Annotated in this window: 12 protein-coding genes and 1 pseudogene; 6 read left to right on the forward strand and 7 right to left on the reverse strand. The window is 61.4% G+C overall.

Annotated features, from left to right (window positions below):
- The 4 genes and pseudogenes from AB4Z53_RS35025 to AB4Z53_RS35040 all read right to left on the reverse strand — a co-directional run.
- Nucleotides 1-270 (reverse strand): annotated as a pseudogene (locus AB4Z53_RS35025) (sugar phosphate isomerase/epimerase); the annotation flags it as partial.
- Between the two features lie 191 nt (nucleotides 271-461).
- The gene (locus AB4Z53_RS35030; protein WP_441599994.1) at nucleotides 462-1,415 is read right to left on the reverse strand and encodes a substrate-binding domain-containing protein; all 954 of its coding nucleotides are present in this window, start codon (nucleotides 1,413-1,415) and stop codon (nucleotides 462-464) included.
- Between the two features lie 63 nt (nucleotides 1,416-1,478).
- Nucleotides 1,479-2,489 carry an ABC transporter permease gene (locus tag AB4Z53_RS35035; protein WP_113538814.1) on the reverse strand — a complete coding sequence of 337 codons (1,011 nt, stop codon included), beginning with the start codon at nucleotides 2,487-2,489 and terminating at the stop codon, nucleotides 1,479-1,481.
- Nucleotides 2,490-2,565: 76 nt separating this feature from the next.
- On the reverse strand, nucleotides 2,566-4,092 hold the full coding sequence (locus AB4Z53_RS35040; protein ID WP_441599996.1) for a sugar ABC transporter ATP-binding protein: 1,527 nt from the start codon (nucleotides 4,090-4,092) through the stop codon (nucleotides 2,566-2,568).
- Between the two features lie 163 nt (nucleotides 4,093-4,255).
- On the opposite strand from AB4Z53_RS35040, the gene AB4Z53_RS35045 reads away from it, so the two are divergent.
- The 6 genes from AB4Z53_RS35045 to AB4Z53_RS35070 all read left to right on the forward strand — a co-directional run bounded on the left by AB4Z53_RS35045 (nucleotide 4,256) and on the right by AB4Z53_RS35070 (nucleotide 10,479).
- Nucleotides 4,256-5,278 (forward strand): LacI family DNA-binding transcriptional regulator, encoded by a 1,023-nt coding sequence (locus AB4Z53_RS35045; protein ID WP_441599998.1) that lies wholly within the window; start codon nucleotides 4,256-4,258, stop codon nucleotides 5,276-5,278.
- A gap of 645 nt (nucleotides 5,279-5,923) precedes the next feature.
- Nucleotides 5,924-6,454: a sigma-70 family RNA polymerase sigma factor gene (locus tag AB4Z53_RS35050; protein ID WP_441599999.1), complete on the forward strand. Its 531-nt coding sequence runs from the start codon at nucleotides 5,924-5,926 to the stop codon at nucleotides 6,452-6,454.
- The gene (locus AB4Z53_RS35055) at nucleotides 6,447-7,208 is read left to right on the forward strand and encodes an anti-sigma factor family protein (RefSeq protein WP_441600001.1); all 762 of its coding nucleotides are present in this window, start codon (nucleotides 6,447-6,449) and stop codon (nucleotides 7,206-7,208) included. The genes AB4Z53_RS35050 and AB4Z53_RS35055 overlap by 8 nt, the downstream gene beginning before the upstream one ends.
- Before the next feature lie 10 nt (nucleotides 7,209-7,218).
- A complete protein-coding gene (locus AB4Z53_RS35060; protein ID WP_441600003.1) occupies nucleotides 7,219-7,935 on the forward strand; it encodes a Bax inhibitor-1/YccA family protein in 717 nt (238 codons plus the stop codon).
- A 27-nt stretch (nucleotides 7,936-7,962) separates the two neighbouring features.
- Complete coding sequence (locus tag AB4Z53_RS35065) at nucleotides 7,963-8,523, forward strand: DUF2076 domain-containing protein (protein WP_441600005.1); 561 nt, start codon at nucleotides 7,963-7,965, stop codon at nucleotides 8,521-8,523.
- Between the two features lie 396 nt (nucleotides 8,524-8,919).
- Nucleotides 8,920-10,479, forward strand: coding sequence for a TerC family protein (locus tag AB4Z53_RS35070; protein ID WP_441600011.1), 1,560 nt, complete (start codon nucleotides 8,920-8,922; stop codon nucleotides 10,477-10,479).
- 174 nt (nucleotides 10,480-10,653) lie between these two features.
- On the opposite strand, the gene AB4Z53_RS35075 is transcribed toward AB4Z53_RS35070, so the two are convergent.
- From AB4Z53_RS35075 to AB4Z53_RS35085, 3 genes are all read right to left on the reverse strand, one after another.
- A complete protein-coding gene (locus AB4Z53_RS35075) occupies nucleotides 10,654-11,862 on the reverse strand; it encodes an ABC transporter substrate-binding protein (RefSeq protein ID WP_441600007.1) in 1,209 nt (402 codons plus the stop codon).
- 19 nt (nucleotides 11,863-11,881) lie between these two features.
- Nucleotides 11,882-12,247 carry a hypothetical protein gene (locus AB4Z53_RS35080; protein WP_113538824.1) on the reverse strand — a complete coding sequence of 122 codons (366 nt, stop codon included), beginning with the start codon at nucleotides 12,245-12,247 and terminating at the stop codon, nucleotides 11,882-11,884.
- A 75-nt stretch (nucleotides 12,248-12,322) separates the two neighbouring features.
- Nucleotides 12,323-14,196: calcium-binding protein (locus tag AB4Z53_RS35085; protein ID WP_441600009.1), on the reverse strand; the 1,874-nt coding region annotated here is incomplete at its 5' end.

A 14,196-nucleotide genomic window follows, 5' to 3' on the forward strand; every position in this document is an offset into this window, starting at 1 on the left:
TTGCACGGCGACCAGCTGGCCTTGCAGATGGGTCGAAAGCTCCGTCACCTCGACGCCGTTGTCGCGGGCCTTGCCGGCAAACTCGTCGCAATAGGTCTTCGAGGTTGCGGCCTTCTTCAGATCGATCAGCCGTGCGTCCCAGCTCGGGACYTGCACGCCCTTGTAGCCACAATCGGCCGCCCATTTGGTGATCGCATCCCAGGAATTGAACGGCGCCGCATCACCGGCAAATTGTGCAAGAAAGAGCCCTGGCCCCTTGATGGTTTTCATGTCTCGTCTCCTCCGTTGGAAAGCTTTGCCGGACGATCGGAGACGCCCCCGGAACCGTCACGGGGCCCAAGACGACGTCACATCGGATTTCCGGATGTGTAGCGCTGCCAGCCTGACTGGCCTGTTGCGCGCATGCGCAGACTGATGGCGGCCCGCGCAGATCGCGGGCCGCCTTTTGCCTCAACTCCGGATCAGAATGGCGAATCCGGGAAGTAGAAGTCCTTGGCATTGTCCTTTGTCACCAGCGTCGCATCGATCGTGTAGACACCGCGGACCGGGACCTGGCCGTAGAAGTTGGCCACGGTCATCTCAAGCGCCGTACCGACCATCGCTGGCGGATAGAGAACGTCGACCGGGATCATCTTGTCGCCGTCCATGACCTTCTTGATCATTTCCTTCGAGCCTGCACCGGCGACGACATACTGGATGTCGGTGCGCTTTGCCTGCTCGATCGCCTGCAGTACGCCGACAGCCATGTCGTCGTCCTGGCACCATACGACGTCGATTTTCGGGTACTTGGTCAGGTAGTCCTGCATGACCTTGAAGGCGTCGTCGCGGTTCCAGTTGCCGTATTGGCGATCGAGAACCTTGACCTTCGAGCCTTCGATGCCCTTGTCGAAGCCGTCCTGGCGCTGCTGGTCGATCGGGATCGGCAGGCCGCGGATGACGACGACTTCGGCTTCCGGCGTCGTTGCCTTGATGTATTCGCCGGCAACCTGACCAAGTGCGGGGTTGTTGCCCGCGACGTAAAGGTCACGCACGGAGTTGTCGTTGACGCTCGGCGCACGGTCCACGAGAGCGACGAAGGTCCCCTTGCCCTTCACTTCCTTGATGGCGTTGACCAGCGGATCCGGATCGGTCGGCAGGATGACGAGAGCGTCGATGCCCTGCGTCTCGAGGTCCTGTACGGCGTTGGCTTGGCTCGCCGGATCGGGAGATGTCTTGACGATGACGTTGAGGCCCGGGTTGCGTTCCATCAGGATTTTGGCGACGCGCTCGGCATGGAAGACCACGCCGGCGGTCCAGCCATGGTCGGCCGCCGGGATCGAGACACCGATCGTCACTTTCTTTTCTTCCTGCGCGTGCGACACGCCAGTAAGGGCGGTCATGGCCGCGAGGGTCAGGCCGAATAGCTTATTACGCATTAAGTTCCTCCCAAATATCAGGTCAGCCTGTTGCAGGCCGGGAGACCTGTGGACCCGGCCGTCTCACGATTTCCGAACCAGCGAGCGCTGGACGAGCATCGCAATGATGATGATCGCACCCTGGATGGCGCCGATCAGGTATTCGCTGATGAAGTTGGAGAGCAGCATGATGTTGCCGACCAGTTCGAGGATGAACGCGCCGCAGATCGTGCCCCAGACACGACCCGCTCCGCCCTTGAGCGCCGTGCCGCCGACGACCACGGCGGTGATCGCTTGCAGCTCCCACAGGATGCCCGTCGTTGCCGAGGTGGAGCCGAGACGCGGCACGTAGAGAAGCACGGCCGCCGCCACGCAGAGGCCCTGGATCACGAAGGCGACGGTGCGGACGCGGTTGACCGAGATGCCGGAATAGCGCGCGACGTCGCGATTGGAGCCGACGGCGACGACATGCCGTCCGTAGCGGGTCCGGTAGAGGATGAAGGCGGCGACAGCGGTCACGGCGAGGATGACGACGATCGGAACCGGCACGCCGAAGATGGTGCCGAAATAGGCGGGACGATAGATCTCCTGAAGCTCCGGTTCCTTGAGCGTGATCGCGCCGCCCTGCGACAACCAGGTTGTCAAGCCGCGATAGATACCCATGGTGCCGAGCGTCGCGATAAAGGGCTCGATCTTTCCTACGGTGGTGATCAAGCCGTTGGTAAGGCCACAGAGTGCGCCGGCAACGATGGTGAACAGGATCGCAGCCAGGAGCATGAGCACGGGATCTGCGATGACCCCGGAGTTCATGAAGAGGATCATCAGACTGGCGATGAAGGCGACCATGGCTCCGACGGAGAGATCGAGGTCGCCCGACGAAATCACGAAGGTGGCGCCGACCGCGATGATGGCGATGAAGGCGCTGCGGGTGGCGACATTGGCGAGGTTGTTGATGCTGATGAAGTTGGGATTGACCAGGGCGCCAACCAGCAGCAGCAACGCCAGCGCGACAAACGGCGCCACGGCCCTTAGATCGATGTCGCGCCAGCTGCGACGGCGAATTGCGCCCTGGCTGCCTTCCTCGTTTACGCTCATATCCAATTGAACCTCCGTCCCAGCTCTCGGGAATCTTATTGTTCTCGGCATCTTCGCAGGATGCGCCGGCCCTGCCTCAAGCTGCCGTTTTCTTCTTCAAGCCTGCGGCGTAGCGCATGATCTCCTGCTCGGAGATCTCGTCACCCTCGAGGATGCCGGCGATGTGGCCTTCGCGCATGACCACCACCCGACTGCAGAGGCCAATGACCTCGGGCATCTCCGATGAAACGACGATGATCGAGCGCCCGTCCCGGGCGAGCGCCGAGATGAAATGGTAGATCTGCTGCTTGGTGCCGACGTCGATGCCGCGCGTCGGCTCGTCGATGATGATGATGCTCGGGTCGGTCTCCATGACCTTGGCAAGCAGCAGCTTCTGCTGGTTGCCGCCCGACATGCGTCCGGCGACGACACTGTCGTCCCTGACGCGAATGTCAAACCGGCGGCGTGCCTTGACGAGAGCCGCTTCTTCGCTTCCGGGATCGAGGTAACCGAGCCGGGTATGCCGATCGAGCGATTGCAGCGTGAGGTTCGCCATCATGCCGGCATTGAGCAGCAGGCCCTTTGCCTTGCGATCCTTGGTCATGTAGGCGAGGCCGGCATTGTTGACCGCATGCACGTCACCGGACGCCACCGGCTGGCCACGAACGAAGACCTCACCGGCCAGACGCGAGCGCAACCCGACGATCGCCTCCATCAATTCCGTTCGGCCCGAACCGATCATCCCGGAAAAGCCGAGGATTTCGCCGCGGCGGACCTCGAAGCTTGCGTCCTTGACGTAACCTGTCGAGACCGAACTGACGCGCAGCACGACCTCCTCGTCGACGTCGGGTTCTGTCTTGGCGGGATAGAGGCTCGAAAGCTCCCGGCCGACCATCAACTGTGCGATTGCCTCGCCGTCGAGGATCGAGGTCGGAGACGTCTTGATCCATTGGCCGTCGCGCAAAACCGTCACGCGATCGGTAAGCTCCATGACCTCGTCGAGCTTGTGCGACACGAAGACGAAGCTCGTGCCCTTGTCGCGCAGCTTGCGTACCAGGCGGAACAGAAAGTTCGTTTCCTCGCGGGAAAGCACGGCCGTCGGCTCGTCCATGAAGACGACACGCGCGTCACGGCTGATCGCCTTGGCAATCTCCACCATCTGCTTTTCGGCAATCGACAGTGAGCCGATCATCGCATTCTCGTCGACGTGAGAGCCGAGCAGATCGAGAACACGGCACGTTTCAGCGCGCATGAACTTGCGGTCGAGCACGCCGAACCTGGTCACCTCCCGGCCGAGAAACAGGCTCTCAGTGACGGTGAGATGTTCGGCCAGATTGAATTCCTGATGGATGATGACGATGCCGAGCGCCTCGGCAGCACCGTTTGCCGGGAGCTTTACCGACTGGCCGTCGAGCAGGATCTCGCCTGAGGTCGGCTGTTCGAAGCCGGACAATATCTTGACGAGCGTGGACTTGCCCGCGCCGTTCTCACCCATCAGCGCGTGGATCTCGCCCTGCCGCAGCTCGAAATCGACGCTGAACAGCACCTGCACGCCGCTGAAGGACTTGCTGATGCGGCGCGCGGACAGCACGACGGGAGCCCCGTCGACAACCTCCGTGGTCATTTTCCCCTCCCTGCGGCCTCCACCGCTTTTTCAATGATGTAAACCTTTACACGGACCGATGTAAAGGTTTACATCGTGCTTGTTCGACAATTTTTTCGGCCTGCGCGTTTGACCGTCAGGCAAGTCTGTGTAGTGTCTCGCAACCAAGCCCGAGGCCAACCGAGTGTCCGATTCCACCCCCGCAACCATTGAAGACGTCGCACGGATCGCCGAGGTGTCGATCGCGACGGTTTCGCGGGCAATCCACATGCCGGAAAAGGTTGCCAAGTCGACGCGGTTGAAGGTCAACCAGGCCATCGCGTTGACGGGCTACACCACCAACGCGATGGCGCGCAGCCTGAGGCTGGGCCGCTCGAACATGATCCTCGTGGTCGCGCCCGATATCGGCGATCCCAACTTCTCCAGCATTCTGGTCGGCCTTGAGAACGAAGCCCGCGCCCATGGCTATGGCGTACTGATTGGGCATACCCAGAATGATGCCCAGCGCGGCCTGGAATATCTGAAGTTCTTCAACTCGAACCAGGCAGCCGGCCTGATCCTGTTTACGGGCATTCTTCCTTTCGGCCACCAGGAAGTAACACCACGGCTACCGCCGACCGTTGGCGTATTCGAGCCGGTCTTCAACGGAGGCATTCCCTATGTCGGCGTCGACGACGTCGAAGGCGCGCGCAAGGCGGTCGACCTCCTCATTGCCGAAGGGCATCGGCGGATCGCATTCATCGGCGACTCCCATACGCGGCTGGCCTATGGCCGTCGCCGCTCGGGCTACGAAGCCGGACTTGCCGCTGCCGGCATCCCCCAAAACCGCCGCCTCATCCTCGAAGGCGATGGAACGGTGGAAAGCGGCCGGCTGGCGCTGGAACAGCTCTTCATGCGCGACGACCTCCCGACAGCATTCATGTGCGTCAACGATCAGACTGCCCTTGGTGTTGCGCTTGGCCTCAAGGCACGGGGTTACGACATACCGGAGCATTTTTCTGTCACCGGTTTTGATGATGTCCCGCAAGCCAGCTTCATGACCCCTTCCCTGACCACGATCAGGCAACCACGCACCGCGATCGGCAAGCACGCGATGGCGTTGCTCCTCGAGATGCTTTCGGACCGCGCACCGTCAGAAACGGAAATCCTGCTGAGACCCGACCTGGTGGTCCGCAACTCTGTTGGCCCGCCACCGGCAAGGCGATGACATGCGCCTATGACCGCGCACCTGCGGTACGACCGGCTTCACACCGAAACCTACGTGGCGATCCTGTTGCGCGCCTGCATGATGATCTCGCGCAACCAACGGTGCATCGGTGAATGATGCGAACGATCGTGCCAGAGCATGTGAAAGACCATCTGCGGGAACTCGATCGGCGGCTGGCGCACGACGAGCGGTAAGAGCCCCCGCGAAGAAGCTGGCAAAATGACGGCTGGTGGAAAAGATCAGGTCCGACTGCAGCAGCAGGTGGGGCGCGGTCGTGAAGTAGGACAGCGCCACAGTGCGCGTCCGGCTGACGCGCAGGCTCGACAGGTGGGTTTCGACGACACCGCGATGGGCCATCGAATAGGCTACCGACACGATATGGAGCCAGGGGTCTCCGCATCCCCGCGGGTTTTGAGGAGACAACAGGGGTTTCGGACCATCGTGCCAACGCGCGGTGGTCCGAGGTCGTTTGTAGTGCGGAGCAGAAAAGAGGATGGGTTCTATGCGGCCTGAGGCTTTCGGCAAGCCCGCAATCTGGTCGCGATCTATCCATTTGGATCGGCGTCGCGGTGGCGCTGATCAGATTTCTTTAATTTTTTTTCTGCGCGATGGATGAGAAACCGCATCGGCTCCGTATATGCGGGTATGGATTCGAAGAAAGGCGCATTTGACGTTATCGGGCAGCTGGCCGCATTGCGGCGCTATGCGCGCTCGCTTGCACGCAATTCGCCCGATGCAGAAGACCTCGTACATGACGCGCTGGTGAGAGCGTTTGAGCGGCGCTCGACCTTCCGTTCAGGATCAAGCCTCAGGCATTGGCTTTTCGCCATTGTTCGCAATACGCATATCGACCGGGTGCGATCCGCGATCTCCCGCGGCCAGCGTGACGATCAGACGGCACAAGGGGCCGGGGCATCTTATCCGGCCCACCAGGAGCACAGCGTACGCCTCGCCCAGGTTCGCGAAGCGTTCATGATGCTGCCGGAAGAGCAGCGCGAAGCCCTTCATCTCGTCGCCGTCGAGGATCTCTCCTACCAGGAGGCTGCCGACATACTCGACATTCCCGTCGGGACATTGATGTCGCGCGTCTCCCGCGCCAGAGCGAGCCTCAGAGACTTCGAAAACGGAACGAAAAAGCCCAACCACCTGAGGCTTGTCGGAGGCGGCAATGACTGACGTCGACACGATTATCGATACGGATCTCGATGCCTATGTGGACAACCAGCTCGATGCCGCCGGCCGCATCCGCGTTGAGACCTGGCTTGCCAGGAACCCGGACGCGGCGGCCCGCGTCATGGCCGACCTCGGCATGCGAACCACGCTCAAGCTGGCGATGACGTCGGATGTCGTTGCCGGCCGTCCCGAGACCCGCGAGGCGGCCCGGCGCCTTTCGTCGGGACTGGCGAACGCGCGTGTGTGGAACGCCCTGCAGAAGGTAGCGGCGGTCGGCTTGATGGTCTCGGTGGGTTGGATCGCACATTCGTCGGTCGGTCCGAGCGAAGTCAATGCATCGGCCCACCCGCCGGCCTTCGTCGAGCAGGCCATCCGCGCGCACCAGACCTCTGCCCTCAGGGCGGGAATGCCGTCGCAGCCGGAAGTGCAGACCTATGACCGGGATGACATTCGTGCCGCGACCGCGATCGTCATGCCAGAACTTCCGAAGGACTGGAACGTCGTCGATGTCCAGGTCTTCCCCTCGGATTTCGGGCCCAGCGTCGAGACGAGCGTCAAGACCGATGCCGGCACACTCATCTCCCTCTTCGCCGGCAGGCCCGGTCACTTCGCGGTGGAGCCCGTGAAGGACCTCAACCTTTCCAATGCCGAGGCTGCCTGGTGGCAGGTCGGCGAGGTCGCCTATGCCGTCGTTTCAAGCACGCCGGGCATCGGCCTCAGCGATGAGGCCGAGCTTCTCAAGAACTCACTCTACTGAGGAAACCTTCATGTATTCGAACCAGAACCGCTTCGGCGGCATGAGCCGGGCGTCTGTCGCCGCCCTCGACGAGGGCCTTCGCCAGCATATGCTGCGCGTTTACAACTATATGGGCCTCGGCCTGGTCGTCACGGGCCTTGTGGCCTTCATCGTCGGCACCACGCCGGCGCTCTACGTGCCGATCTTCTCCACGCCGCTGAAATGGGTGGTGATGCTGGCTCCGCTGGCCTTCGTCTTCTTCTTTTCGTTCAAGATGCATTCGATGTCCGCATCCTCGGCACAGATGACCTTCTGGGCTTTCTGCGCCGTCATGGGCCTGTCGCTTGCTTCGGTCTTCCTGGTCTTCACCGGCGCCAGCATCGCCCGCACCTTCTTCATCGCCGCCACCATGTTCGGAGCGACGAGCCTCTACGGCTACGTGACCAAACGGGACCTCGCGAAGTTCGGTTCGTTCCTGATCATGGGCCTTATCGGCGTGATGATCGCTTCGATCGTCAACATCTTCCTCGGCTCCAGCGCTCTTCAGTTTGCCGTTTCGGTGATCGGCATCATCGTCTTTGTCGGCCTGACCGCCTGGGACACGCAGAACATCAAGGAACAGTATGCCGACAACTTCGACCAGGAGTCCCAGCAGAAGCTGGCGGTCTTCGGCGCTCTCTCGCTCTATCTGAACTTCGTCAACATCTTCCAGCTGCTGCTGAACTTCACCGGCCAGCGCGAAGAATAACCGTCGTCGATATCAAGGACATATCTCATGGATCGCAACGATCAGCAGGCCATTGACGGCCTGTTCTCCAAACTTGCCCAGGCGGAGCGCCAATCCGCGCTGCGCGACGCGCAAGCCGACCGCTTCATTCAGGAGCGGATCGGCCAGCAGCCGGGCGCGCCCTATTACATGGCGCAAACGATTGTCGTGCAGGAGCAGGCATTGGAGGCGGCTCAACGTCGGATTGACGAACTGGAGGCTCAGTCCACCCAGAGCCAACAGCGCGGCGGGTTCTTCTCCTCCATGTTCAGGAGCAACGCCGCCCCGCAGCGCCAGGCACCGCAGCAGCCCGGCTATGGCAGCGCCGCACCTGGCTCGCCATGGGGTAACCAGAACCAGGCCTACGGCCAGCCGATGCAACAGCGCACCGGCGGCGGCTTCCTCGCCGGCGCCGCGCAGACCGCGATGGGCGTCGCAGGTGGCGTCCTGCTCGGCAATGCGATCGCGGGCATGTTCGGTGGTAACGAGGCTCAGGCCGCCGCCGCCCCCGCCCCGGCGCCGGAAGAACCGGCTGACGACATGGACTTCGGCGGCGACGAAGACATTTGACGCCGCTTTTGGCTTCCGGGGTCTCATCCCCCTCCCCCGGAAGCCGCCCCCTCAGAGACAACCTTCCTCATGACCTCACCCGCGCCAAACCCTCGATCTAGTACCTTTCCGGAAACGATGGGCAACCATCTGCCCGGACGCGGAGAATGCGCAGTTTTCGGCCTGCTGAATGCCGAACGGTCCCTGGCATGCCCGGCACGGTGGACTATACGGGATGCCTGACGACGCCGAACCTGACCAACGTTTGCCAGGTCGTATTTCGACCGCGCTGGCGCGCGGCCCAAAATCACACTGCCCTCTCGCTCGCGGCTGTTCATCAGGCGTCGGGCGAAATTTGTTTTCTCCCCTTAACAACAGAAGGATTGGCCTTGCCCTTGGGGCTGGCCTTTGAACCCAATGATGTTCGAATGGATGAATGATCCGGCCGCCTGGGCGGGTCTCGCCACCCTCATCGTTCTCGAGATCGTGCTCGGTATCGACAACCTCGTCTTCATCGCCATCCTCGCGGACAAACTGCCTGAGCATCAACGGGAAAAGGCCCGACTGATCGGCCTCGGTCTGGCGCTTGGCATGCGCCTCATCCTTCTTGCGTCGATCGCCTGGATCGTGACGCTGACCACGCCCCTGTTCACCGTGCTCGGTTTGGAAATTTCCGGCCGGGACCTGATCCTGTTGTTTGGTGGTCTGTTCCTGTTGTTCAAGGGAACGATGGAGCTGCACGAGCGCCTCGAGGGGCATTCCGGCCACAAGGATGGCAAAGTCGAGCATGCCGTCTTCTGGCAGGTCCTCGTGCAGATCGTGGTCCTCGACGCCGTCTTTTCGCTGGACAGCGTCATCACCGCCGTCGGCATGGTGCAGCATCTCTCCGTCATGATGATCGCGGTCATTGTCGCCGTCGGTGTGATGCTGCTCGCTTCGAAGCCGCTGATGGCCTTCGTCTCGAAGCACCCGACCGTCGTCATACTTTGCCTCGGCTTCCTGATGATGATCGGCTTCTCGTTGATCGTCGAAGGCTTCGGCTTCCATATTCCCAAGGGCTATCTTTACGCTGCGATCGGCTTCTCGGTGTTGATCGAGGCGTTCAACCAGATCGGTCGTCGCAACCGTGAGCGCTTCATGACGACAGGCGACTTGCGCGAGCGCACGGCGAATGCCGTTCTTTCGCTCCTTGGTCGACGCAAGAGTGAGACGTCCCTGGGCGATACGGCCGATGTCATTGCAGAAAGGGCGACGGAAGGCGAACTGTTCACGCCGGTCGAGCACGAGATGATCGAGAGCGTGCTGACACTTGCAGACCGGCCCGCAAAGTCGGTCATGACCCCGAGGCTCGATATCGAGTGGCTGGACATCGAGGAGAATGACGACGAACTGCGCCGCAAGATCATCGAAACGGGGCATTCGCGTTTCCCGATCGCACGCGGCAATCTCGACGAGTTCCTCGGCGTCGCGCTGGCGAAGGACCTTTTGAGAGACCTCTTGGAAACGGGCAAGATCGATTTCGACCGATCACTTCGCCAGCCCCTGGTCGTGCACGAGACCGTCAGCGCGCTCCGCCTGCTCGAGCAGTTGCGCCAGTCGCCGCTTCAGGTGGCGATCGTCCTTGACGAATATGGCTCGATGGAAGGCATGGTTACGCCGACCGATTTGCTCGAAGCGATCGCGGGCGATTTTGCCGACGACGGCGACGATCAGTTGACCGTCGAGCACGAAGAGGATGGCGCGCTGCTTGTTGATGGATGGATCGACATCCGGCATGTCTCGAAGCTGCTGGAGGTCGATCTCGTCGACGAGGCCGACCGCTATTCGACGCTGGCAGGGCTTATTCTTTGGCGGCTCGGGCATCTGCCGAACCAGGGCGAGAGTGTGAGCTTCGGTGGGCTATCCTACGAGGTAGTCGCGCTCGACGGTCGCAACATCGACAAGGTCAGGATCAGGACGCTGCAAATGGCGGCGTGAGCACGAGCACGCTGCTGACGCTCGACTAAGGTCAGCGCAACGCCTCGCGGACACCCTCAACGAGCGACTTCGGCGCCCGGAGCGCTCACTTCATGGCCCCAAACGAGAGGCGCGGCAAGCCCGAGGATTGCCGCGCTTCAGACAGTTGGGCGAAGTACTAGACCAGCGAGCGCTTTAGAAGGAACGTGGCGCTGGATCGAGGAGCTTCACGCTACCGGAGGTGACCTGATAGACCGCGCAGGTTCGTTCGACCGAACCATTCTTCTCGAAGCGGAAGGCGGCCGCAGCGCCGATGAAGCCGTTTGGAGAGCGCAAGCTTTCCTGCGTGATGGCGGTTTCGCCTTGGCTGCGCACGAGGCCGGCAGCAAGCGCGATTACATCGAAGCCATAGGCCGCATCTGTGCCGGCGGCCCGCTCGTACCGATCGAGATAGCGCGAGGTCATCCGCGATCCGTTTTCCGGGCCGAAGAGACAGAGATGGCTTCCCGAGAGTTCGGGGCGCTTGTAAGCGGCATTCGCCCAGCCCGAGCTTCCGATGATCATCGCGTCCGGTTTTAGGTAGCCGTTAGCCTTGAGTTGCGACAGCGCGCCGACATCCGGATCTCCCGAACCGATCGCGAGCACACTATCGGTGTCCTTCAACTTGGCCTTTGAGGCTGCGTCGCCCGCGAATGCTGTGGTTCCCGTCACGGCAACCAGTATGGGCTTGATGCCATAGCCGGCAAGCCCGCGATCAAGCCTTTGCCGCTCGGTGGCGGAAACATCGCTCGGCAAGAGCACAACAAGCCGCTTGCGACCGGACGCCACCGCATAGGATGCCCCCTCGACCGCACTATCGATACGGTCGGACGCGAAGGCGTAGGTGCCCGGTGGCCGTTCGGCGCCGTTGCCGCGCATAACCAAAAGCGGTGCGCGGGAAGAGCCGAGCCCTTGCCGCACGCTGCTGACCGGCACATCGGCAACCGACAGCGCGACGAGTGCGACGTTCTGGCCCGCAAGCCGCTTCGCCGCCTCCTGGATCTGCTGTGGCGAACCGTCGGTGTTTTCAACCAGCAGCGAGAGTTGGCCGCCCCCCACCTCTTCGATCGCGAGCGAGGCGCCGTCGCGGATGTCGCGTTCGCGTACCGTTTCCCCTGACGGCGCCATCAATGCCGTGATCAGCGCGATCCGTGTAGCGCCATTGCCGAAGGTTTCCTGCGGCTTCGCCGCATGTTCGGCCGCGCGTCGCGCGTGCCTCGCCTGCGGAGATTCCACGTCGAGCACGTCCTGGGGTGTGGGCGCGCCCTGACAGCCTGCAAGTGTGCCAAGCGCGAGCGCGCCAAGGACCAGCCACCGCCGACAGGACGACGCCCGCCTGGTCGGTGAAACGACAGCGTGGGACATGACGATCAAACCGCCAGCCTCAATTCATGTAATTCCGCATCTTGGTATAGAAGCAATCACACTTGGAGATGTAGTCCTCGTCGCGCCAGTTGGATTGCAGGTAGCCATAGGCCTTGCCGCAGGCAACCTTGGTCTCGGATGCCCAGACGAAGGTCGGCCGGGTCGACGAGATCCAGTGCGGGTCATCGGCGACCGCGATCGCCTCGTCCATGCGCGACACGACTTCCTTGGTCAAGGTCGAGACGTCCTGGTCAACGGTGAGCGAGGATTGGCTGGCTTCTGCGCACTGCTGCGCGGGTGGCGCATAATCGACGATGAGATCGGCCGCGAAACCTGAAACGGGTATCAGAGCGACCATCGCCCCCACCAGCATGCTTCTGATCATGAAAACATTCCCCCTGGAAAATGCGGTTCCCGGATGATTACCGAGAACCGCTGAACTGTCGAGATCGATAAGATGCTAATGAACATCTTGTGGCGTTTTCGTCCCATTTTCGTTGAACAGGACCTTCACCACATCGGACGAGACCTGGAAGTTCTCCAGAACGGCGACCGTATGCCAGGTGCCGCCGCCGGCGCTGCCGTCCGTGTCCACCTGCAGATTGGCATTGCCGCCACCTGCGTCCTGAACGCGCACGAAGTTGTCTTGCAAGGCAGTTCCCGACGGCAGGTTGCCCAGGAGAGCCGTCAGATCAACGCTATCGCCTTCGGCGTACTTGTAGTCCGTGATGACGTCGTCGATGCCCGGGAGCAAGGAATCCGAGTCGATCACGAAGGTGTCAGCGCCAGAGCCACCTGTCATGTGGTCGGAGCCGGAGCCGCCATTGAGGACATCGTTACCGAGACCGCCGTAGAGCGTGTCGTCACCAGCCCCCCCGTAGAGCGTATCGGCACCATTGCCCCCATAGAGCGTATCGTCTCCGATGCCGCCGAAAAGCAGATCGTCGCCGTCATTGCCGTAGAGCGTGTCATTGCCCGCACCGCCCATGAGAACGTCGTTGCTGCTGCTGCCGTTGAGGGTGTCGTTGAAATCCGAACCCTTAACGCCTTCCATGTTCTTGTAGGTCTCGTTACCCAGGCCGACGCTCGTAAGGTTTACGAACGTGTCGGAGCTGCTTTGCACCAGCGTAAACGTGACCGGTCCCGTGGCATCCGAGAGATCGAGCAGGTCAACGCCAGCGCCACCGTCGATCTTGTCGTTCCCGGCACTCGCATAGATGACGTCATTGCCATTGCCACCGCTGAGGGTGTCATCGCCGACGCCGCCATAAATGACGTCATCCTGCGCGCTTCCCGTGATGATATTGGCCGTCGTGTCTGACCCGTCGGAAACAAAGGTCAGTGTGGACGAATTGGAAAGGTCACCATCCTGATCGCGTCCCACAATGCCGAAGGTCAGCGTCAGGTCTGATGCGGCAACCGTTTCAGTGTAACTCACCGTCTTGAAGGATGCACTGATGCCACTAGTGCCGAGAACCTCAATGTAATCGAACTTGAACCCGACATCGCTCGGAAGGATCGTCACAGTCGTCTGACCAACACTCACAGACTTGCTGAAACTAATTGCCGGATTATTCCCATCTTTGACCGTGAACTGAATGGCTCCGCCATTTTGCACTGTGCCAAGCTGCAAGGTTACAGACGACACGTCCTTGTCGAACTCTATTTTGAATTTCTCGCCTGTCGTAAATGCGGTGTTGCCGATACCGAACTCATTGCCGCCAGTTGGCGAGGTATTCGCGTTGAAGCGAATTTGCCCCGACGCACTCGCGAGAGCCGTAAATTTCGCAAACCCGAAGTCGTAGCTGGTGACCGGGCTGTTGCTAAACTGGTTGGCAGCCTCGATGGTTACCGGGGTCCCTGGGCGTTCTTTCAGTTGCTCTAGCTGATAGGTCCCATCCGTGTTCGTCGTAAGACGGTACACGTCGTTACCCAGGTTATCCTTGACCAACACCTGGCCGGTTCCCGTACCAGATGCGCTCCAGCCCGACGGCAGGCCGTTGACGCTGTCGATCTTGTAGATCGCGATGCCGTCTGCGCCGGGCGTCGCATTGATGACACCTTCGAGGGCGCCGACTCCATTGGCCATATAGGCATTGCTGATGGACTGAATGCTCGGAACATCGTCGTTGAAGTTGACCGTCAGCGTGCCGTTGGCAACCGAGCTGTCGGCGTCCGTCACGGTATAGCCGAGGCCGACCGAGACGGTGTCCTCGCYGTTCGGACCGGCCGTATGCAGCACATTGTCCTTCAGTTCGACCGTATAGGCACCCGTYGCCGCATTCGTCACGGTCACCGTGAACAGAACGCCGCGCGGACCCGTCGCCGTCAGGA

This window comes from Ensifer sp. 2TAB8 (assembly GCF_052115125.1).
Lineage (GTDB): Bacteria > Pseudomonadota > Alphaproteobacteria > Rhizobiales > Rhizobiaceae > Ensifer.